This window comes from Stenotrophomonas sp. FW305-3-2-15-E-LB1 (genome assembly GCF_058787375.1).
Genome location: NZ_JBYSZR010000001.1, coordinates 1 through 22,351, shown reverse-complemented (window position 1 = coordinate 22,351; position 22,351 = coordinate 1). Strand labels below are relative to the sequence as shown.

Below are 22,351 nucleotides of genomic sequence, written 5' to 3'. Positions count from 1 at the left end.
GCCGCTGTGGGCCGGGGAGATCGCCACCGCAAGGTCAACCCATGCAGCGCCTGCGGCTACTGCGCGGCGTCTGCATACGGACCGCGAACAATGCGGCCTTCGAGCTTCTGCTCGTCCTTGACCAGGTTGTAGAGCGGGCAAGTGGCCTCGACCGACTGACGGAGCGCATCGATCTCCTGGGCCGATGCAGGCGACTCGATGCGCACGCGGTAGCGGATGCCGCTGTAGCGTGCCGGCGTGGTGACGCCCTTGCCGAAGCGCGGGCTCAGTTGACCATCAACGGTCAGCTCCAGCGAGTCCAGCAACACGTTGCGGGAGGCTGCCTGTACTTCGAAGATGTGGGTCAGGCAGGTGCCGGTGACGCCCAGCAGGTGCTCCTCCACCGTGGGTGCCAGGCCGTAGCCAAGCAGCCCCGGCGCACTGTCATGCAGCTGCTGGTGGTAGCCATCCTTGCCCAGGAAAACGTGGCGCAGCCCGGTGTGGGGTTCGACGTGGGCGCGGGCGACCAGGGTCTCGGGTTCCCTTGGTGCATCCTTCGGATCGCGTGGCGCCTGCCGGGCGAGTACCGCCGGGCGCTTCTCCTCGGTGATGAAGTCTCGCAGGCCGGGGGGCAGCTTCGGATCGCGCGTGGCACTGCTGTGGACATAGTCCACGTCGGCGTGGCTGACCTGCTGTGGTCGTGTCACCAGATCGATCGCCGAGGAATTCTCGTGCACCGCGCGCTTCAGCGCCTGCAGCTGCGCATCGGATGCCGGCGAATCGATGTAGACGACATAGGAGAGGTTGTTGGGATAGGCAAGGCTTGCGCTCTTGCGCTCGGGAATGCTGGTGAACACCACATCCAGCGCATCCAGCGGGATGTCCTGCACCGCTGCCTGCACGACGTACTCGTCAGCCACCGAGCTGGCGAGCGTACCGACCAGCGAGTCCCAGGAGCCTGCACCCAGGTTGTAGCCGGCGTAGTCCCGGCCACTGTCACTGATGTACTGGAACTCGCCGGTTGGCCCGATGCGCAGGCGCCTGACCCCTGAGCGGCTCTCGGCAGTCACCTTGGCATGGATGGTGGTCGGGACTGCAGGCTGCGCCGACTGCGCTTCGATGGCCGTGCGCTTGGCGGCGACATACGCGCGCAGCGGAGAGACCGCATCTTCAGCGGCAACCGCGCTGGGCGCGGACAGCAACAGCAGGGAGGACAGCGCGGTGGCGCCAATGAACGTCAATGCGGTCCGGGGGCGGGCGAGGGACATGGAAGGAGTGGGCTCCGAGGGCGAACATGAACGAGTGCCCACTGTTTCACGTCTGATCGCCCCGGCTAAATAACGCTTGGCCATTCCCATATACGCGCCCGCGCCAGCCACCCAACGTCATCGACGCTGGGCGGCTGTCTCACCGATCAAAAACCGGTACTAGTAAATGCGGCGGGGCTCCGAAACCGGTGCGGGTGCCGGTGCACCGGGGTGCCACGGCCGCTCGATCACCTGCGACGGCTGCTCGCGCCACATCACCGCCACCGTGCAGTCGTTGGCGCGTTCCCGGCACATCTTTTCTGCCTTGCGCTGCGCGGCTTCCGGACTGGCCTCGGCCAGGGCGAAGCCCATGGACACCGTTCCGGTGAAGATGGCCGAGTAGCCCTCACCGGTGGCGACTGCCGACTGTCCGCAGTTGCGGGAGCGGGCGGCACAGTACTTCACCGCGTTCTGCATCGAGGCGCTCACCGTCGCCTGGTTCATCGAGTAGCCGTAGGTGCCATCTGCATCGTAGGCAATGGCCGAGGCCGCGCCTGCAGTGGACGAAACGCCCAACAGCAGCGCACAGGAAATCGCATGCATCCAGTTCATTGAATCCTCCTTTTCATCGATGGTTGACCGAAGGGCCGACGGTAATCAAGCCTGTGGTGCGCGCAACCGCGCCCGCGGTTCACGTTCCGCGGGCGCAGGGGTGCCGGCCCTGGTTCAGAGCCGCACGGTCACGCCCACCTGGAAGCCACGCCCCGGCAGCGGCGCGATGTACTTCAGCGGCGAGTTGTGCGGGCGCGCCTCCTCATTGAGCAGGTTGCTGCCATTGATGAAGACCTCCATTCCCGCGACAGCGGTCGTGCGCAGCGGAATCTCGCGACTCAGCTGCAGGTCGACCAGGTTGAAGGCATCCAGCGGCACTTCTTCGCTGACGTTGCGGCCGAGGTATTTCTGCGTGTCGTAGTAGGTGCTCGACAGCTGCGCCTTCCAGCCCTCGCGCTGCCATTGCAAGGTCGCGCCGTAGCGGTTGGTCGGCATGTTGGGCAGATACTCGCCGTCGTTGTGGGCACGCAGTGCGTCGGGATGGTCGGCCTTGTTCTTCACCAGGTCGGCGAACGCGGACATCTCCAGGCTGCCGAAGCGGCCGAGTGCCACCGACTGCGAGGCATCGATCTCGAAGCCCTTCACCGTGGTATCGGTCTGCTTCCAGTACTTCAGCGGCAGGCGGTTGGCCGTCTGCAGGCCGGAGTAGCCCAGGTACAGGTAGTTCTCGTAGCGCATCCGGTAGGCGGTGGCGGTGAGCTGGAAGCCGCCCAGGTGGAACACGCCGGCCAGCTCCAGGTTCTTCGCGCGTTCCGGTTCCAGGTTCTGGTTGCCTTCTTCCTGGGTCATCACCGAGTAGTGCGCGTTGCTGGCGTACAGCTCGTTGATCTCCGGCGCGCGCTGCGAGGAGGAATAGCGCAGCTTGGCGGCGAACAGCGGGCCGAGTTCAACGTAGGAGCCGATGCTGTAGCTGTTGAGCCGGAAGTCGCGGTCCTGCAGCGTGGTGTTGGCGGAATTGCGCGCGGTCTTGAAGCTGCTGGGCCGCAATGTGTGGTCCACGCGTTCGTGGCGCACGCCCGCGTCGAACGACGCCCAGTCGAAGTCCAGCGTTTCCTTCAGGAACACCGCCTGGGTGCGGGTGTCGACGTTGGGCAGGTAGCGCTGCGGGCCGCTGCCGGTGACGTCGCGTGACTGCTGGCTGAGGCCGAGCAGGCCGCTCAGCGGGCCCACGCGGCGGTGGGCCAGCAGCAGTTCGGCCTGGGTGCTTTCGAAGTCGTAACCGTTGGCCTTGCGGGCACCCAGGCGTTCGCCGGAGGTGTTGTCCAGCTGCGAGACGCGCAGCTCGGCGCGTTCGATGCCCGGCACCGGGTCGCGCAGCAGGGCTTCCAGTGCATAGCGCTCCTGCTTGATGACCACGCCCACCGGCAGGCCATCGGCGTAGTTGGCGCCGAAGGACAGGTTCTGCATCGAGAAGCCGGGCACGCCGTACTCGCTGTCCTTGGCGTCGATGCTGATGCCCACGTAACCGCGGTCGAAGAACAGGGTCGAGCCGAGCGCCACCTGCGAGCTGCGTGAGTAGCTGTTGCCGAGGCGATGGTGGTAATCCGGGGTGACGTCGTTGTTGATCCGCTTCTGCACGTAGGACGGCGTACCGGCGACATAGTCCGGATTGGCCGGATTGACGTAGGTCTGGCGCTGCCAGACCGAGGTCGGGTTGCTGGTGTAGAAGGAGAACTCGCCATCGGCCCAGTCCGGGTTCTCGGTCATGAACTGGTCGATGTACGGTTGCGATGCCTTGTTGTAGACCTGCTGTACCCGCGCCTCTTTCTGGCAGGCGTCGGCCAGTGCCGAGTTGACCCCGCCGGCAGCCGGGAACAGCTGCGTAGTGCACGCGGCCGCCTTGCTGTTGCCGGGGATGTCGTAGTGCGAGATGCGCTGCCGCGAGACCTGCAGGTTGGTGGAGACGTTGCGCTGGTTGTTGAAGTTCATGCGGAAGCCCTGCGCATCGGCGGCGTTGAAGCCCTTGCGCAGCACCAGTTCCATCGACTGGTCCTTGTCTTCCATCGTGCGCGAAATCAGCCCGGAATCGACCTCGACACTGCCGCCGATGGCATTGCCGCCATGGCGCACGGTATCGGAGGACTTGTTGACGGTGACACTTCGCACGAACAGCGGGTCGAACGGAATGTTGATGTCGCCGCTGATTGCGTTCATGCCCAGGATCGACTGGCCGTCCTGCAGGATCTGCACGCGGCTGCCGCTGAGGCTGCGGATGACCGGGGCACCGGCGTTGGGCCCGAAGGCGCTGCTCTGCACGCCGGAAACGTGTTCGAGAAGGCCGCCGAGGGTGCGGTTCTGTGCCTGCGGGTTGTCGACGGTGACCCGGCTGTCGATGCGCGAGGGCTGGCTGGCTTCCACCTGCAGGGTGGGCAGGGTGGGCGCGTCCGCCGCCCGGGCGGAATGGAGGGCGACGGACTGAAGGGCGAGGGGGATGGCTGCAGCTAGCAGGTGGTGACGCATGACACGCTCCGTAAAAATGGCGTGAAATGTTATAACGTAACGCTACGTAACGACAAACGATTTCTTCGCCGTATCATCGAAGCCATCATCGATGGCGACCGGCCCTGCCTTGGATTCCCTGCAGCACTTCCATCCCGCCACCCGTGACTGGTTCCATTCCGCGTTCGCGGCATCGACGCCGGTGCAGGACGAGGCATGGGCGTCGATCGCCGCAGGCCAGCACACGCTGGTGGTTGCGCCCACCGGGTCGGGAAAGACGCTGGCGGCCTTCCTGCATGCGATCGACCAGGTGTTCGCCGAGCGCGATGGCGATGCACGGCGCGACTCGGCGGCCAAGCCCGTGGCACGCACGCGCGTGCTGTACCTGTCGCCGATCAAGGCGCTGGGCAGCGATGTGCAGCGCAACCTGCAGGTGCCGCTGCAGGGCATCAGTGCGCGCCGCAGCGAACGCGGCGACCCGGCCGTTGCCTTGACCGTGGCCATGCGCACCGGCGATACCAGCAGCAGCGAGCGCGCGCGGCTGGTGCGGCGTCCGCCGGACATCCTGATCACCACGCCCGAGTCGCTGTACCTGATGCTGACGTCACAGGCGCGGGAGATCCTGCGCGATGTGCATACGGTCATCCTCGATGAGATCCATGCCGTGGCCGGCGGCAAGCGCGGCTCGCACCTGGCCCTGAGCCTGGAGCGGCTCGACGCGCTGCTGCAGGTACCCGCACAGCGCATCGGCCTGTCCGCCACGGTGCGCCCGGTCGAGGGCGTTGCGGCCTTCCTCGGCGGTGATCGCCCGGTGCAGGTGGTGCAGCCGCCTTCGCAGCGGCAGCTGGAACTGAAGATCGTGGTGCCGGTGGAGGACATGACCGACCTGGCCATGCACGGCCCGGCGGAAGGGCGGGGTGCCGGCACACGGGCGGGATCGATCTGGCCGCATGTGGAAGCCAGCATCCTCGACAACGTGATGCGGCATCGCTCCACGATTGTCTTTGCCAATTCGCGTGGCGTGGCCGAACGGCTCACTGCGCGGCTCAACGAGCTGCATGCCGAGCGCGCGGACGCTGGGCACGCGAGCGACGCCGACGATGCGGACGCAACCGCCTACGGTTCTTTCACCGGCAGCACGGTGAACCGTGTCACTGCACCCGAGTCAGTGATCGCGCGCTCCCACCATGGCTCGGTGTCCAAGGAGCAGCGCGCCGCGATCGAGCAGGCGCTGAAGTCGGGCGAGCTGCGCTGCGTCGTCGCGACCTCCAGCCTCGAACTGGGCATCGACATGGGCCTGGTGGATCTGGTCATCCAGGTGGCGGCGCCGCCGTCCGTATCCAGCGCATTGCAGCGGGTGGGGCGTGCGGGACACCAGGTCGGCGGCATGTCGCGCGGCCTGCTCTACCCGCGGACACGGCGCGACCTGGTCGATGCTGCCGTGGTGGTGGACAGCATGCTGGATGGGCGCATTGAAGCCATCGATCCACCGCGCAACCCGCTGGATGTGCTGGCCCAGCAGACCGTTGCCGCCGTGGCCATGGAGCCACTCGATGTGGAGGCCTGGTTTGCACGGGTCTGCCGCGCCGCGCCTTACCGCACGCTGCCACGCAGTGCGTTTGATGCGGTGCTGGACATGCTGGCCGGGCGCTATCCGTCCGACGAATTCGCTGGCTTCCGCCCCCGTCTGGTGTGGGACCGGAAGACGGGCACGCTGACCGCGCGCCCGGGTGCCCGGCAGCTGGCGGTCACCAGTGGCGGCACCATCCCGGACCGGGGCATGTACGCGGTGGTGCTGCCTGAGGGCGAGGAGCAGGCCGGTTCGCGTCGGGTGGGCGAGCTGGACGAGGAGATGGTGCACGAGTCGCGGGTGAACGATGTGATCACCCTCGGCGCCACGTCCTGGCGCATCGACCAGATCACCCTTGACCAGGTCGTGGTGACGCCCGCACCCGGGCGCTCGGCGCGGCTGCCGTTCTGGCGTGGCGAGGGCATCGGTCGCCCGGCCGAGCTGGGGCAGGCCACCGGCGCGTTCCTTGCCGGACTGGAGGCCGATCCGGGCGGCGCTGGCGAGCCGTCACCGGCGCTGCTCGCGCGCCTGCGCGAGCGTGGCCTGGACGACAGCGCGATCGGCAACATGCTGGCGCTTGTTGCCGAGCAGCAGCAGGCGACCGGCGTGCTGCCGACCGACCTGCGCCTGGTGGTCGAGCGCTGCCGCGACGAACTGGGCGATTGGCGGGTGATGCTGCATTCGCCCTACGGACGCCGCGTGCACGACCCCTGGGCCCTGGCGGTGGCCGCGCGCCTGCGCGAGCAGGTCGGCATCGATCCGGCGGTGGTGGCCAGCGACGATGGCATCATCGTCCGCATGCCCGACCGCAGCGGTACACTGCCAGGCGCAGAACTCTTCCTGTTCGATGCGTCCCACCTGCGCCAGGTCATCAATCGCTCCGTCGCCGGTTCCGCACTGTTCGCCGCACGTTTCCGTGAGTGCGCCTCGCGTGCCCTGCTGCTGCCACGGCGCACGCCGGGCAAGCGCTCGCCGCTGTGGCAGCAGCGCCTGCGTGCGGGGCAGTTGCTGGAGATCGCGCGCGGCCACGAGGATTTCCCCATCCTGGTCGAGACCGCGCGCGAATGCCTGCAGGATGTCTACGATCTGGACGCGCTGGATGCGCTGATGCTGCGCGTGCAGGCCGGCCAGGTGCAGGTGGTGGACGTGGAGACCGCCGTGCCGTCGCCCTTCGCGGCGAACCTGTTGTTCGGCTATGTCGCCGAGTTCATGTACGAAGCTGACGTGCCTCTGGCCGAACGGCGTGCCTCGGTGTTGTCGCTCGACAGTGGCCTGCTCGCCGAGCTGCTTGGCCAGGTCGACCTCGGTGAGCTGCTGGACGATGACGTGGTGGCCACCGTGGCGCGTGAGCTGCAGCGGTTGGATCCGCCCCGCCACGCGCGGGGCAGCGAAGGCGTGGCCGACCTGCTGCGTGAGCTTGGCCCGTTGCCGGCCAGCGACATCGCGCAGCGCATCACCGAACCCACGCAGGTGGCGGCCTGGCTGCAGGCGCTGCACACCGCTGGCCGCGCCATCCGCGTGACCGTTGCCGGTGTTGAACAGTGGGCAGCGGTGGAAGACGCTGCGCGGCTGCGGGATGCCCTCGGCATCGATCCGCCGGCAGGCATTGCCGAGGTATTCCTGGCACCGGTGCTTGATCCACTCGGTGACCTGCTCGGCCGCCACGCGCGCCACCATGGGCCCTTCAGCAGCGGCAGCGTGGCTGCCCGCTTCGGAGTGGGTGTGGCGGTGGTGGATGACGCGCTGCAGGTGTTGCAGGAGCAGGGCCGGATCATTCGTGGTAGCTTCGGCCTTGATCGCCGCCAGCCCCCCGGCAACGCCACACCGCCTACCGCGCGCGCGGCCCACGAATGGGTGGCCGTCGATGTGCTGCAGCGGCTGCGGCTGCGCTCTTTGCAGGCCGCCCGCGAGGCAACGCGCCCGGTACCGGTGGACGCCTATGTCGGCGTGCTGCTGGAAGGGCAGGGTGTATTGCACGAGGTCGCGCCTGATCGTGGCAGCGAGCGCGTGCTGCAGGTGATCGAACAACTGGCGGGGTTGCCACTGCCAGCCTCGCTGTGGGAGCAGCAGGTGCTGCCTGCACGGGTGCCCGGTTACACGCCTGCGCTGCTGGATGAACTGCTGGCCACCGGTACGGTGCTCTGGGCCGGACACGGCCGGCTGGGCGACGATGACGGATGGGTGTCGCTGCACCTGCGGGAGCATGCGGCCGAAACCCTGCCGCTCATGGACGCGGATGCCAACGCGTCGCCGATGCAGCGGGCGATCCTGCAGGTGCTGGCCGCAGGCGGTGCGTTCTTCGCGCGCCAACTGGCGATGCAGGTACAGACTCAACTCGCGGATGCAGGCAGTGCCGGCGAGGATTTCCAGACGGCGCTGTGGCAGCTGGCCTGGCGCGGGCAGATCAGCAGTGACCTGTGGGCCCCGCTGCGTGCGCTCGACGGCGTGCGCCCGGTGCGGGCGCGCCCGATGCCCGTGTCCCGCCGCCGCCGCGGCTTTGCCTTCCCGCCGCTGGCGGCGGGCAGTGCAGGACTGGAGCTGGCCAGCAGCGCGGGGCCGACGCTGGCCGGACGCTGGTCGCTGCTGCCACAGGAGCGGGCCAGTGACACGTTGCGCGCGCTGGCGCAGACCGAGGCGCTGCTGGACCGCTATACCGTGGTCACCCGCAGCGCGGCGATGAGCGAAGCCGTGACCGGCGGCTTCCCGGCACTGCGCCCGGTGCTGCGCAGCATGGAGGACGCCGGCCAGCTGCTGCGCGGCCGCTTCGTGGAGGGCATGGGCGGTGCCCAGTTCGCCCAGCGCGAGGATGTCGACCGCCTGCGGGCCTGTGCCGAGCGTGCCGGTGGCCCTGGCGGATGGGTTGCACTGTCCGCGCTGGATCCGGCCAGTCCGTTCGGCAGCCTGTTGCCCTGGCCGCAGACGACGGCCGGCGCCAGGCCAGTGCGCCGCGCGGGTGCGCTGGTGGTGATCGGTGGAGGCCGGCTGCAGCTGTATCTGCCGCAGGGCGGCCGGCAGCTGTCCAGTTGGATCGATGAGACAGCCGACGACGTTGCGGCGCGCTGGACGGCGGCGGCACAGGCGCTGGCAGTCGGCCTGCGGCGCGGCCGGCGCCTGTCCTTCACGCTGCACCGGATCAATGAGGAGCCGGTCCACCGCGGGCCTGCCGTGGACGCCCTGCGCGCGGCAGGGTTCAGCAATGAGCCGCGAGGGCTGGGCTGGAACGGCTGACGTCGAGCCATGCTCGGCTGGCTTTGTAGAGCCGAGCCAACGCTCGGCTGCATTTGTAGAGTCGAGCCATGCTCGACTGCATTTTGTAGAGCCGAGCCAACGCTCGGCTGCATTTTGTAGAGCCGAGCCAACGCTCGGCTGCATTTGTAGAGTCGAGCCATGCTCGACTAAGCCGAGCATAGGCTCGGCTCTACAGGACCGCGCAGCCGAGCATAGGCTCGGCGCTACAGAAACCTTCAGCCGTGCTCGAAGCGCAGTGGCTGGCCGCCCATCGCCGGGTCGCTGGTGCCCGGACGGCCGTCTTCCGCGCGGCCGGCCAGGCGCAGTTCGCTGTCACCGGCCACCACGTGCAGGTCATACCACCCGCTGGTGGGTGCAGCGTCCCAAGCGAGCGTGGTCTGCGCACCCGCGGCCAGCATCAGCGTCTGCTCCGGCATGTGCCCGGCGTAGGCACCGGCGCGCACACGGATCGATTGCGCGGTGCTGCCTGCATTGCGCAGCTGCAACCGCAGCTGGCCCTCGACCGGGTCAACCTGCGCCTGCAGCACCGGTGCACCGGCAACGCCGCGGAAGTGGCGATGGAAGCCGTTGGGGCCGAGCAGCCACAGGTCATAGCGACCCTGCGCATCCAGCGCCCAGCGGTCCTGCAGCGGCGCGCCGGGCAGCAGCGTATAGCGGCGTGGCAGGGCGGCCAGCTGCAGGCGGTCATAGACGTGCAGTACGCTGGCGGCACCTTCGCAGGCCAGGTGCAGGGCCACGCCGTCCGCGGCAATCGCCTGCACCTGAGCGTGTGGCCGATACGGCAACGCGCGCGATGGGCGCGTGCCTGCTTCCTGGCGCGCCGCCTGCAGGCCCTCGGGCAGTGCCGGCACGGTGCGTCCCGGCAGGGCTGCCGCGCGCGCGGCGGTGGCGCTCACATCGGGCAGCCCGCGCACGAACGGGCGGGTATCGCGCTGGGCGAAATCGAAGGCGTTGACCAGGTCGCCACACACGGCGCGGCGCCACGGCGAGATGTCCGGCGCGGCCACGCCGAAGCGGCGTTCGATGAGGCGCAGCACCGAGGTGTGGTCGTACACCTGCGAATCGACCCAGCCGCCACGACTCCATGGCGAAATCACGTACAGCGGCACGCGCGGGCCCAATCCATACGGGCGGCCCCGCAGTCCGGCCTCGTCGTACTTCTCGTCGCCCGGTGCCGGGTGCTGGTGGTACTCGCCCTCGGTGCTCACCGATGAAGCGCCTGCCCAGCCGCCACCGGGCTGTGCCGAGGGAGGTGCCGGCGGCGGCACGTGGTCGAAGAAGCCGTCGTTCTCGTCGAACATCAGCAGCAGGGCGGTGCGGCTCCAGACCTCCGGATCGGCCGTCAGCGCATCCAGCACGCGTGCGGTGTAGGCCGCGCCCTGCGCAGGGCTGGACGGGCCGGGGTGCTCGCTGCCAGCGGCATCGGCAATGATGAAGCTGACCTGCGGCAGGCGCCCCTCGATGGCGTCCTGGCGCAGCTGGGCCAGGCCCCGCGTGCTGACCCCGCGCTGGCGCAGCGAGGCATCGTGGCCCGGTGCGGCACGGTAGGCCTGGCGGAAGGTCTCGAAGCCGGCCAGCGGGTTGTCGGTGAAGTTGTCGGCCATGTCCTGGTAGATCTGCCAGGACACGCCCGCCTGCTGCAGGCGCTCGACATAGCTGGCCCAGCGGTACGAATCCGGATGGCCGCCGTGCTCGGGGAAATTGTCATGCGAGTTGGCGATCACCGGCCCGCCGGCACGGGCGAAGGCATCGTTGTGGCCGGTCCACAGGAACACCCGGTTCGGGTTGGTGCCGGCCTGCATGGCGCAGTGGTACGCGTCGCAGATCGTGAACGCTTCGGCCAGGGCGAACTGGAAGGGCAGGTCGGCACGCTGGAAATAGCCCATTGCGTGGTTCTGCTTGGCCATCGGCCAGTGCCCCATGCGGCCCTGGTCCCACGCGCGCTGCGCGTCGGGCCAGGTGTGCGGGGTGCCTTCCACGCGCATGTAGCCGAAGTGCGCGGCCGTATCCAGCGGGAACGGCGCGATCGCACGCTGGCCGCTCGCATCGGGCTGCAGCCACAGGCTGCGCGCGCTGTCCCCGCCGGCCAGGGGCGCGGCAGGGGCAACAAAGCGGTCGCCAAAACCACGTACGCCCGGCAGCGTGCCGAAGTAGTGATCGAACGAGCGGTTTTCCTGCATGAACACCACGATGTGCTGCAGGTCCTGCAGGCTGTGCGTCTGCGCGGCCGGGGCGATGGCCGCAGCGCGGGCGATGCTGGGCAGCAGCGGTGCCAGGCCGGCGGCGACGCCGGCCTGCAACAACCGGCGTCGGCCGATATCAGTCACGAATGCCTCACAGATCCACGCGGAAGGAAATGCCGACGGTGCGCGGTGCGCCGATGAAGGCGGCGTTGGCGCCGTCGACCCCTGCAAGATACCGCTTGTCGGTGAGGTTGCTCACGACCAGGTTGGCACCCATGCCCTTCAGGCGAGGCGACAGGCCCTGCAGGTCAAAGCCGATGTTGGCGTTGAAGACGGTGGCCGAGGGCAGCTTGTTGACGTTGGCCGCGTCCAGGTAGCGGGTGCCGAGGTAGCGGCCGGACAGGCCGAAGTTCCAGTTCTCGCCCTGCCAGTCGGCCGAAAGCACCAGGATCTGTTCGGGCTGGCCGATCACCTTGGCGCCATCGACGATGCCCAGCTGGGTGTCACGCGCGGCGTCGCCGCTGCCCAGGTACTTGGAACGGTTGTAGGTGTAGGCCGCGTTGACCCGCCAGCCGTTGTCCCAGCCATAGCCGAACGCGGCTTCCAGGCCGTTGCTTTCCACGCCGCCGAAGTTCTCGTAGACGCCATCGGTCTCGCCCAGGTAGTCGATGCCGCTGACGAAGCCGGCCGGCAGGTAGACGATGCGGTTGTCGAACTTGATGTTGTACAGGGTGACCGAGGCGGTCAGCGGCCAGCGGCTGATGCGCATGCCCACTTCGATGTTGTCGGCCGTTTCCGGTTCGACGTTGCGGAAGCGCTGCGGATCGGTCTCGCCAAGCACGCCGGAAGGAATCGCGGCGAAGTTCTGCGAGAAGCCGGCGAACAGCTCCATGCCTTCCACGCCCGGCGCCCAGGTGAAGCCGGTGGACAGCAGCGGATCGGACCTGGAATCAGACGTGACGTGTTCGCCGGCGCCGATCACGCGGTTGCGCGACTGGTCGACGAAGAACTGCTTGACGCCCACGCGCGCGCTGAACGGGCCGAAGCGGGCCACGTCCTCGACGTAGTACATCTGCTCGTCCACCTTGTACTTGTCCTCGAACTGCACCCAGTACGGCTGGTGGTCGAAGCCGATGTCCTGGCCGACGTTGAGCAGGCGGTGCCAGTCGCGGCGCGCGGAGCGGTCCAGCTTCTCCACCCACAGGCCGCCGCGGATCGTGTTGTCGACGCCGCCGAAGGTCTGCCGCCATTCGACATCGGCGGTCACGCCCATCCGGTCGTTGTCGTAGTGGGTGTGGCGATAGGACTGCGCACCCAGCACGTTGCCGGCGTAGCAGTTGGGATCGTACTCGGCGCTGAAGCCCACGCGCGGGGTGCAGCCGGCAATCGGCTGGGCGCTGCTGCCATCGGGGTTCACGAAGTAGATCTGGCCCAGGTTGCTGCCGCCGTACACGGTGCTGCCGCCCAGGTATTCGGACTGCGGGCGACCGGCGCCATCATTCGTGACATCGGCCAGGTAAGGCGGCAGCCAGTCGCCGCGGCCCTGCATGCGGTGGCCATAGGCCGCCATCGAGGCCTTGAAGCCGTTGCCGCCGTCGAAGGCGGCGCGCAGGTAGCCGAAGGTGTTTTCGCGCAGCGCACGCGAACCAGAACGGTAGTTCTGGTCCAGGTAGGGGATGCCGGTGAGGGTGCCGACCAGGTTGTCGCGGTCGGGGTTGGTGGCGAAACCCTGCGGCGAGACGCTGGTGTATTCCGGCTCGTCGGCATCGTTGTAGGACAGGTAGCCGGTCAGCGTCCAGCGGTCCAGTTCGGTGATGAACTTGCCGGCGATGTGGTCGTTGCTGGTCTTGCCGCTGCCGTCGATCCAGTCGCTCACCCGGGCCGAGGACGCGCTGACCCAGGCGCGGGTGTGGCCGCCCAGCAGCCCGGTGTCGTAGCGCACGTAGTACTTGCGCGCATCGTTGTCACCGGCGCCGACGACGAAACGCAGGCGGCTGTCCTGCAGCGGATCGCTGGTGAGGAAGTTGAGGGTGCCGCCGAGGGCCTCGTTCGAACGCGAGGAGATATCGGCCGTGCCCTGGCTCACTTCCACCGTCTCCAGGTCGAGCGTGTCGATGTAGCGGTTGGCCATCGAGCCGCCACCGTAGCCCGAGCCGCCGTTGGGCAGGCCATCGATGGTGGTGCCGATCTGCTGCGTGTCGCGGTTGGTGACGAAGCCGCGCATGCTGATCTGCGTGCCCCACACCGATGAACCGGTGGCGTCGGCTTCGCTGACCACCACGCCCGGCACTTCGTTGAGCGCGCCGTTGACGCTGCTGAGCACTGTCTGCCGGTTCAGCGTTTCGGCGCGCACCGAGGTCTTGGCGTAGCTGGTGGCCTGGCCGATGACCTGCACCTGGTCCAGGGTCCGTGCGTCGGCGCTGTGCGTTTCGGCGGCTTCGCCCTGCGGTGCTTCGGCCAGGGCGTCCAGCGCGGGGGCGATCAGCAGGGCAAGCAGCGAGACTCGGGGAAAACGCGCAATCGTTCGCATCGAAACCGGACCTTGAGTGGGGGAAAGCCCGGGAGTTTCGGCAGCGCCAATGACACGGCGGTGACGCGCGAACGCAGGAACGATGGCAATGTGTGGCCCGTCACGGCCATGGGCTATGCTCGGGCCCTTCTCAATGGACGTGAGGTGTGGCGATGCAGGCATGGACGAAGATCTGGCTTGGGGCCGCGGTGCTGCTGGTACTGGCAGGCTGCGAACGGACACCCGTACCGGCGCCGGATGCGGCGACGGCGCCTGCAGACGCACCTGCGGCCCCTCCTGCCGCCAGCGCTGCACCGGCTGCGGACGCCGTGCCGGGCCTCGCTGACCGCGATGGCAAGCCCGTGCCGGTGCTGGCCTTCGACACCACCGCATTGTCGAGCAGCAGCGTGGCCCTGGGGGAACTGCCGTTCTTCAGCCTGCCGCAGGGCTATGCGCCGCAGAACGCTGCCAGCACGCGCGCCTGGGCGCGCTTCCCGTTCCGCATCGGTGATGGCGTGCACTGGGAGGAAGGCCCCAGCTGGTCGGCACGCATCGTGGCGGACACCCGTGCTGCCGTGGACAAGACCTTCTCTGCGCTGGAAGTGCAGCGCAACTTCGACGGCGTGCTGGCGGCGGCCGGTGGGCACAAGGTGTTCGAAGGCAAGCTGCTGCGTGACATCTACTACGGCCCGCAGCTGGAAGACGAAATCGGTGGTGGCTTCATCGATGCGGTGAACATGGACCAGGACGCGGCGACCACGGTGTACGTGGTGCGCCAGGCCGATCGCACGGTCTGGGTGCAGCTGGCCGTGGACAGCAACGGGGCCGGGCTGGTGGTGCTGGATGCCGTGCCGTTCAAGGCCACCGCGCAGTGGTCCGGCAGCTTCCCGCACCTGGCCCTGCCGGCCGGCTACAGCGACCGCAATGCGCCGCAGAAGCGCGACTTCGACGCCTTCCCGTTCTGGAACGGCGAGCGCTTCGAACAGGTGGAAGGACGCACCTGGGCGCAGGATTTCGACAAGGGCGAGCACGCGTATTCGATGCACGAGGTGCGGCGCAACCTTGAGGCGATGATGGCGCAGGCCGGTGGCCGCAAGGTGTTCGAAGGCCGCATCCCGCGAGAGGCGGCCGACGGTGTGCCGCAGGCGGTCAAGGCCGCCTACAGCCATGCCGCCGGCTTCAGCTGGCAGGACTACGACACCGAGGTCTACCAGGTTGAGCTGGCCGATGGTCGCCAGCTCTGGGTCCATGCGCGGCTGGAATATCTCAGCGCCGGCTGGGTGATGGTCGAACGCAAGGGCTTCACCCAGACCGCTGCGCTGCTGCCGGCCGACGCACTGAAGAAGCAGCTGGACAGTGCTGGCCGGGTCGCCATCCAGGTCAACTTCGCCACCGACAAGGCGGACATCCTGCCCACGTCCGAACCGCAGCTGGCGCAGGTGCTGGAGCTGCTGCGTGCCGATCCCTCGCTGAAACTGTCCATTGAAGGCCACACCGACAACAGCGGTGCGGCGGCCCACAACCGCAGCCTGTCCGAAGCCCGGGCGGCATCGGTGGTGGCGGCGCTGGCCGGCAAGGGCATTGCGGCCGAGCGCCTGCAGGCAGCCGGTTTCGGTGCGGACAAACCGGTGGCCGACAATGGCAGCGAAGAGGGCAAGGCACGCAATCGACGCGTCGAGCTGGTCAAGCGCTGACGGGTCAGTAGCGCGCATCCTTGGGCTTGGGGTCGCGCGGCCAGTCCTTGCCCTTGCCGGCGAAATCCGGCCGCGGCTGGTGGATGAAGTAGTCGGCGATGTCCACCGCGTCCTGGTCGGGCATCACCTGCTGGCCCAGCGGTGGTTCGCGGCCCGCCGCCGGCGGCATGTTGTGCTTGACGAAGCTGGCCGCCTTGTACAGCCGTGCCATGCCCGCGCCGATGTTGAAGCTGCGCTCGCCCCACAGCGGCGGGAAGGCGAAATCGCCGCTGCCATCGCGGCGGCCCTCGCCGTTGTCGCCGTGGCAGGCGGCGCACTGCGCTGCATACAGGGCCTGGCCGCGCACGCGGTCGGGCACCAGCGAGGAATCGATCGGCCCTTCGCTTGGCGCCGCCACGCGCGCGCCGTCGGGTACGGGGCGGCTCAGCCAGGCCATGTATTCCAGCATCGCGCGCATCGGTGGTGCGTCGCCGGCCAGCGGCTTGCCGTTCATCGAACGCTGCAGGCAGCCGTTGATGCGTTCGACCAGGCCGATCTCCTTGCCGGGGCGGGTCATGTAGCGCGGGTAGCTGCCGCCGCCGGTGTTGAGGTAGTGGTTGCCGAAAGGCCGCTTGCCCTCGGCCATGTGGCAGGAGTTGCAGTTCAGGTCATTGCCCACGTTGTCCGGCAGCAGGCGTGCGGTCTCGTTGAGCAGGCGGCGGCCGTACATCACCGCATCGCCATTGCCGAGGCTGGCGATCTCTTCGGCGCTGGGCATGTGGTACGCGCCGACCCGCGCGCCCTGTGCGTCGAGGATGTCCAGCGTGGCGGGGGTGGCATCCAGCGACGGATGGCGGTACGCGTACAGCAGTGCGGCGGCTGCGGCCACCACCAGTACGCCGATGGCAATGACGATGGCCGCGCTTCTGCGCTTGCGTGCGCGCCTCATGGTGCCACCTCCTGCGGAACCACATGCACGGGTTTGTCGCGCACCACCCTGCGCATGCGCGCGATGTCGGCTTCGCTCACCGCGCTGGCCTGGTTGCCCCAGCTGCTGCGGATGAAGGTCAGGATCTGCGCGAGCTGGGCGTTGGGCAGATGCTCGAAGCCGGGCATCGAGAAGGCCATCCGGTCGTGCGGCGTGTGCGGCGTGCGGCCACCGGCCAGGGTGACCTGCACCAGCGAAGTCGGGTCATCGGCGAAGACGATGGAGTTGCCGGCCAGGGCAGGGTAGACGCGCGGCATGCCACGGCCATCGGCGCGGTGGCAGGCCTGGCAGTGCTCGGCATAGGCCAGCGAACCCTCCACGCGGTAGTCGCCGTCGCGCAGCGCGGTGGTGGTCGTGTCGGGGCCTGCAATCCACTGCGTGCTGCGGCCGGCGCGCGGCGGCAACTGCTTCAGGTAACGGGCCATGGCCAGCAGGTCGGCGTCGGTCAGGTACTGGGTGCTGTGTTCCACCACATCGGCCATGCCGCCGAACGCGGCGGAGCGATCGGTGCGGCCGGTACGCAGGAACTCGACGATCTCGTCCTGGCTCCAGCTGGCCAGGCCGGTGGCTTCGTTGCGCAGGTTCTTCGCATACCAGCCTTCCAGTACCGAACCGGAGAGGAAGCGGCGGCTTTCGCCATCAGCCATGGCAGTTTCCTGGAAGGCCATCCCGCGCGGGGTATGGCAGGCGCCACAGTGCGCCAGGCCCTCCACCAGTTCGGCGCCGCGCTGCTGGCCGGCATCCAGCGCAGGATCGGCAACGAAGCTGCGGGGGCGGGCAAACAGCAGTTGCCACCATGCCAGCGGCCAGCGCATGCTGGCCGGCCAGGGGATCGTGCTGTCGGCGTTGTGCTGGCGCACCGGCTGCACCGCGCCCATGAAGTAGGCGTACAGCGCCTGGACCTCGTCATCGCTGGCGATCACGTAGGAGGCGTAGGGCATGGCCGGGTACAGCGGCTGGCCGTCGTGGCGGATGCCGCGGCGGACCGCGCGCTCGAAATCGGCATAGTCGTAGCGGCCGATGCCGGTATCCGCGTCCGGGGTGATGTTGGTGGAATAGATCGTGCCCATCGGCGTCTGCATGCCCAGCCCGCCGGCAAAGGCTTTGCCGCCGGGGGCCGTGTGGCAGGCGGCGCAGTCGGCCGCGCGCGACAGGTATTGGCCGCGGGCGATCAGCGCGGGATCGTGGATGTCGACCACGGCGTGCTGGCGCGGCGCGAACCAGTACGGCGTGCTGCGGGCAATGCCCCAGGCCGCACCGGTCGCGGCGGCCAGGACAAGGAGGAGCTTGAACGAGGTACGCATGGGCGCACTGTCGGCAAACGCGCAGGCGCGTTCATTGATCCGGATCAATGCTTTGTCCATATGCGACATCGCACGAAGCTGAATCGATCCCGGCTTGTCATCAACCCGTCATCGAGCTGCGATAGATGCGCCCGGCCGCGCCCGCTAACCTGCCACGCTGTCGCACCTTTTCCCTGATTGCCCATGAAGCGCCCGCTGCTGCTGTTGCTGGCGTGCGCCGGCCTGTGGCTGGCTGCATGCTCATCCTCGATCACCGCCTCGTCCACTTCGCTCAGCGACCAGCTGGTCGCGCCCGGTGGCGTGTCCACCCTGCTGGACCAGCCGCGCATCGCCGCGGCCATCGCCGAGCTGCCCAACCGCCATGGCTTCCTGCCCGGGCGCGACAACGTGCCGATCTTCTGGCGCGTCTTCGACCCGGGCGATTACGGCGCCCGCTACCACTACCTGCCGCAGCGCCATGAAAACGGCCAGCCGTTGGATACCGGGCTGAGCCTGTCGGTGCCGCAGCCGTTCCATGCGCAGGCACCACGCGGCACCGTGGTGCTGCTGCACGGCTGGATGATGAATGGTGATTCGATGCTGCCGTGGTCGTTGCAGCTGGCCGAGTCGGGCTACCGCGTGGTCACCCTGGACCTGCGCAACCACGGGCAGTCCGGGCGCGGCCCGTCCGGCTACGGCACCTACGAATCGGATGACGTGGTCGATGTCATCGGCGAGCTGCGTGCGCGTGGTGAAGTCGCCGGGCCGCTGTATCTGTTCGGCGTGTCCTACGGCGCCGCGACGGCGGTGTTCACTGCAGACAAGCTGGGTGACCAGGTGGCCGGCGTGGTGGCGATGGAATCGTTCGCCAATGCCGGCGTGGCGATCCGCACGATGATCCCGCACCTGATGGCCCTGCAGCCGGAGGGGCTGAAGGCGCAGGCAGTGGCGTCCTATGCGCGCTGGCGTTATGGCGGCCAGGACATCAACCAGGTGATCGCCGCGGCCAGCCGCCGCATCGACGTCGACCTGGACCAGGTGGACGTCGCCCGCGCGCTGGCCGATACCCGCGCCTGCGTGCTGCTGCTGCACGGGCAGGGCGACCAGCACATCCCGGTCAGCCAGGGTCGCGAGCTCGCCCTGGCCAATCCGCGCGCGCACTACATCGAGATGCGCGGCGAAGACCACATCACTCTGCCGCTGCGGCTGGACCTGCTAGCCGGCGTGGTCGATGACTGGATGGCCCAGGACGAACACCACCCCCGCGCAACCTGCCCGGCGCCGCAGCTGCCGGCGCAGGCCGAATGGCGGGTGCGCGATACCGCTGCCGCTGCGCCCACCCGCAGCTGACGCTCCTGCTTACGGCAGGCGGCGTGCCAGCGCCCGCGCCGACGCGGCCACGCCCAGCAGCAGCGCTGCCACGCACAGGAACGCAAAGCCCAGGGTGGTGAGGTGGGCCAGCCCGCCGATCGCCGCCGGGCCGGCGAGGATGCCCGCATAGCCCAGCGTGGTCACGGCCGTGATCGCAATGCTTTCCGGCATCGCACGCTGCTGGCCGGCCATCGAGAACAGCGCCGGTACGATGTTGGCGCAGCCCAGGCCGACCATCACGTAGCCCGCCAGCGCCACCGCGAAGGAAGGCACCAGCGTGGCCAGGGCGAAGCCCGTGGCTGCGGTGATGCCCCCCAGCACGATCGTGCGCGTACGGCCCAGTCGCTCGACGATGCCGTCGCCGAACAGGCGCATTGCGGTCATCGCCAGGGTGAACACCGCAAAGCCGGCGCCGGCCTGGTCGCGCGGCACCTGCCGCACTTCGGCCAGGAACACCGCGCTCCAGTCCAGCATCGAGCCTTCGGCCAGGAACACGATGAAGGCCAGCACGCTGATGAACAGCACCACGCCATGCGGAACGGCCAGCATCGGGCCGTCATGGGCGATGCGCTGCGGGCGCCAGTGGGGTGCCGACAGCAATGCCACCACGAGCATGGCTGCCACCGACAGCAGGGCCGCCATCCACAGCGGCGTGCCCAGCAACAGCAGGCCGGTCATGCAGCCGGCACCGACGAAGCCGCCGATGCTGTAGAACGCGTGGAAGCCGGACATCATCGCGCGGCCGGCATCGCGTTCGACCGCGACGGCCTGCATGTTCATCGTGCAGTCCATCGCGCCAACACCGGCACCGAACAGGAACAGGGCCGCACCCAGTGCCAGCGGCGATGGCGCCAGCGCCAGCAGTGGCAGGGCCAGCAGGATCAACGCCGTGGTGATGACCATCAGGCGACGGCACCCCAGGCGTCCACTCAACGCGCCGGCCAAGGGCATCGCCAGCAGCGAGCCCAGGCCCAGGCAGAGCAGCACCGCGCCCAGGCTGGCATCGGACAAGCCGGCCTTGGCCTTGGCATAGGGCACCATCGGTGCCCAGGCGGCGGTGGCAAAGCCGGGAATGAAGAAGGCGGCGCGGGTGGCGTGCTGCTGGGCACGCGGGGAGGAAGGCGTCATGCGCAGGGAAGGCTCCGGAGGATCCCGGCCATGAAAACGTTTTCAGATCGGCCGGGCAAGTGCCATTTGTGTCATTCCAGTGCGAATACGAATGCAACGTCGCCCGTCGCACGCGCAAAGGCCCGCGATACCGATGGGTATCGCGGGCCTCGCTGCACGGTACTGCTGGTGCTTACAGCGGCAGGTCGAACACCAGCACTTCAGCGTCGTTGCCGTTCTCCAGGGTCAGCTGGGCCTCGTCGCTGACCTGCAGCGCATCACCGGCATCGAGGGTGATGCCGTTGACCTGCAGCTGGCCACGGGCGACCTGCACATAGGCACCACGGCCGTTGCCCAGTGCGTGGTGCAGCTTCTGGCTGCCATCGAGGATGGTGGCGTAGATGCGGGCGTCCTGCTGGATGCGCAGCGAACCGTCGGCGCCATCGGGCGAGGCGATCAGGCGCAGCTGGCCGCGCTTGGTCTCCGGCGCGAAGTGGGTCTCGCGGTAGGACGGCTCGATGTTCTCGCTGTCCGGGAAGACCCAGATCTGCAGGAAGTGCACCGGATCAGTGGCCGAGTGGTTGAACTCGCTGTGGCTGACACCGCTGCCGGCACTCATCACCTGCACGTCGCCGTAGCGCAGCACCGAGCCGGTGCCCATCGAGTCCTTGTGCTCCAGCGCACCGCCCAGCACGTAGGAAATGATTTCCATGTTGCTGTGGCTGTGGGTGCCGAAGCCCTGGCCGCCAATCACCTTGTCTTCGTTGATGACGCGCAGCGGGCCGAAGCTGACGTAGCGCGGGTCGTAGTAGCCGGCGAAGGAGAAGGTGTGGCGGGAAGACAGCCAGCCATGCTCGGCCAGGCCACGGGTAGCGCTCTTGCGGATCTGCAGCATGATGATTTCTCCTTGTTCGATGGTTTCGATGGGGCGGGGTGGGCCGGTAGCCGGTGTGTTTCCCCGTTGGAGAGAAGTATCCGCTTGCACCCGGGGTTTGAAAAACGGATAGTTTTGACAGCCATCATCGAAAATTTCGAATGCTCAAGCTCAGCCTCGACGCCCTGCAGATCCTGGACGCCATCGACCGCCGCGGCTCGTTTGCCGGCGCCGGCAAGGCCCTGCACAAGGTGCCCTCGACCATCTCCTACACCGTGGCCAAGCTGGAGGAGGACCTGGGCGTGCAGCTGTTCGACCGGGTCGGCCCCCGTGCGGAGCCGACCGAGGCCGGTCGCGCCCTGCTGGACGAAGGCCGCCACCTGCTGCGTGCCGCCCGCGAACTGGAGCTGCGGGTGCGCCGGGTGGCCTCCGGCTGGGAGGCCGAGCTGACCCTGGCGGTGGATTCGATGTTCCCGACCTGGCTGCTGGGCCCGGACATCGCTGCGTTTCGTGGGATTGAAGCGCCGACGCGCCTGCGGCTGTTCGGTGAAGCGCTGTCAGGTACCTGGGAAGCGCTGCTGGATCGCCGTGCCGACCTGCTGGTGGGTGCCGCGGGCGAAGGCCCCAGTGGTGGTGGCTATGTCGTGGAGCCGCTGGGCAGCGTCGATTTCGTGTTTGCGGTAGCGCCGGATCATCCGTTGGCGCAGGTGCCGGGCGTGCTGGGCCGCGAGCAGCTGGCCGAGCATTGCGCGATCGCGGTGTCCGATTCCGCGCGCCGCTTGCTGCCGCGGACGGTGGGCTTGTTGATGGGCCAGGAAATGCTGACGGTGCCGGACATGGCCAGCAAGTTGAAGCTGCAGTGCCAGGGCGTGGGCTTCGGTTTCCTGCCCGGGCCGTGTGCACGCGCGGCGGTGGCGCGCGGCCAGCTGGTGATCCGCGAGGTGGAGGAGCCCAAGCCGGAGGAGACATTCTGGCTGGCGTGGCGCACGGGTGAGGATGGTGCGGCATTGCGCTGGTGGCGCGAGCGGTTGCGCAGGCCGGAGCTGCTGGCGCAGTGGTGGCAGGCGATGGGGTAGATCCACGCCATGCGTGGATGTGGGCCTTGTTTGCAGGGCTTGCAGCCCTGCACCTGCCGAAGCCGAAGCAACAGCAACAGCTGGTTATCCGTGGGATGGCGGGGTGGGTCCGGTTGAGGGGGACGCCGTAAACCCATCCATGGGGGCTTGGTCGCGGCATCCATGCCGCTCACACCCCCTCAACCGGACCC

General features: G+C 68.4%; 13 protein-coding genes. 4 read left to right on the top strand and 9 right to left on the bottom strand.

Features of this window, described 5'->3' with window-relative positions:
* Positions 1-56 precede the first annotated feature (56 nt).
* The 3 genes from AC3WL7_RS00065 to AC3WL7_RS00055 all read right to left on the bottom strand — a co-directional run bounded on the left by AC3WL7_RS00065 (position 57) and on the right by AC3WL7_RS00055 (position 4,298).
* Entirely contained in the window at positions 57-1,247 is a 1,191-nt protein-coding gene (locus AC3WL7_RS00065) for an OsmC family protein (protein WP_492748803.1), read from the bottom strand.
* A gap of 159 nt (positions 1,248-1,406) precedes the next feature.
* Positions 1,407-1,838 (bottom strand): DUF4189 domain-containing protein, encoded by a 432-nt coding sequence (locus AC3WL7_RS00060; protein ID WP_492748802.1) that lies wholly within the window; start codon positions 1,836-1,838, stop codon positions 1,407-1,409.
* A 114-nt stretch (positions 1,839-1,952) separates the two neighbouring features.
* Complete coding sequence (locus AC3WL7_RS00055; protein WP_492748800.1) at positions 1,953-4,298, bottom strand: TonB-dependent receptor; 2,346 nt, start codon at positions 4,296-4,298, stop codon at positions 1,953-1,955.
* A gap of 91 nt (positions 4,299-4,389) precedes the next feature.
* On the opposite strand from AC3WL7_RS00055, the gene AC3WL7_RS00050 reads away from it, so the two are divergent.
* Positions 4,390-9,075 carry an ATP-dependent helicase gene (locus tag AC3WL7_RS00050; protein ID WP_492748799.1) on the top strand — a complete coding sequence of 1,562 codons (4,686 nt, stop codon included), beginning with the start codon at positions 4,390-4,392 and terminating at the stop codon, positions 9,073-9,075.
* Positions 9,076-9,311: 236 nt separating this feature from the next.
* Here the strand turns inward: AC3WL7_RS00050 and AC3WL7_RS00045 are convergent, their stop codons facing one another.
* Complete coding sequence (locus tag AC3WL7_RS00045; protein WP_492748797.1) at positions 9,312-11,423, bottom strand: phosphocholine-specific phospholipase C; 2,112 nt, start codon at positions 11,421-11,423, stop codon at positions 9,312-9,314.
* A 7-nt stretch (positions 11,424-11,430) separates the two neighbouring features.
* Positions 11,431-13,809, bottom strand: a complete 2,379-nt coding sequence (locus AC3WL7_RS00040; RefSeq protein ID WP_492748795.1) for a TonB-dependent receptor domain-containing protein — start codon at positions 13,807-13,809, stop codon at positions 11,431-11,433.
* Between the two features lie 308 nt (positions 13,810-14,117).
* Between AC3WL7_RS00040 and AC3WL7_RS00035 the strand changes: the two genes are divergently transcribed.
* Positions 14,118-15,482: an OmpA family protein gene (locus tag AC3WL7_RS00035; RefSeq protein ID WP_492748793.1), complete on the top strand. Its 1,365-nt coding sequence runs from the start codon at positions 14,118-14,120 to the stop codon at positions 15,480-15,482.
* A gap of 4 nt (positions 15,483-15,486) precedes the next feature.
* Here the strand turns inward: AC3WL7_RS00035 and AC3WL7_RS00030 are convergent, their stop codons facing one another.
* On the bottom strand, positions 15,487-16,410 hold the full coding sequence (locus AC3WL7_RS00030) for a c-type cytochrome (RefSeq protein WP_492748792.1): 924 nt from the start codon (positions 16,408-16,410) through the stop codon (positions 15,487-15,489).
* Entirely contained in the window at positions 16,407-17,753 is a 1,347-nt protein-coding gene (locus AC3WL7_RS00025) for a c-type cytochrome (protein WP_492749105.1), read from the bottom strand. Before AC3WL7_RS00025 ends, AC3WL7_RS00030 begins: the two co-directional genes overlap by 4 nt.
* Positions 17,754-17,936: 183 nt before the next feature.
* Here AC3WL7_RS00025 and AC3WL7_RS00020 point away from each other — a divergent pair, with 183 nt between their 5' ends.
* Positions 17,937-19,082 carry an alpha/beta hydrolase gene (locus AC3WL7_RS00020; protein ID WP_492748790.1) on the top strand — a complete coding sequence of 382 codons (1,146 nt, stop codon included), beginning with the start codon at positions 17,937-17,939 and terminating at the stop codon, positions 19,080-19,082.
* 9 nt (positions 19,083-19,091) lie between these two features.
* Here the strand turns inward: AC3WL7_RS00020 and AC3WL7_RS00015 are convergent, their stop codons facing one another.
* A complete protein-coding gene (locus AC3WL7_RS00015; protein ID WP_108746455.1) occupies positions 19,092-20,231 on the bottom strand; it encodes an MFS transporter in 1,140 nt (379 codons plus the stop codon).
* A 172-nt stretch (positions 20,232-20,403) separates the two neighbouring features.
* A complete protein-coding gene (locus tag AC3WL7_RS00010; protein ID WP_079221472.1) occupies positions 20,404-21,105 on the bottom strand; it encodes a pirin family protein in 702 nt (233 codons plus the stop codon).
* A gap of 140 nt (positions 21,106-21,245) precedes the next feature.
* On the opposite strand from AC3WL7_RS00010, the gene AC3WL7_RS00005 reads away from it, so the two are divergent.
* Positions 21,246-22,160: a LysR family transcriptional regulator gene (locus AC3WL7_RS00005; protein WP_079221473.1), complete on the top strand. Its 915-nt coding sequence runs from the start codon at positions 21,246-21,248 to the stop codon at positions 22,158-22,160.
* Positions 22,161-22,351 lie beyond the last annotated feature (191 nt).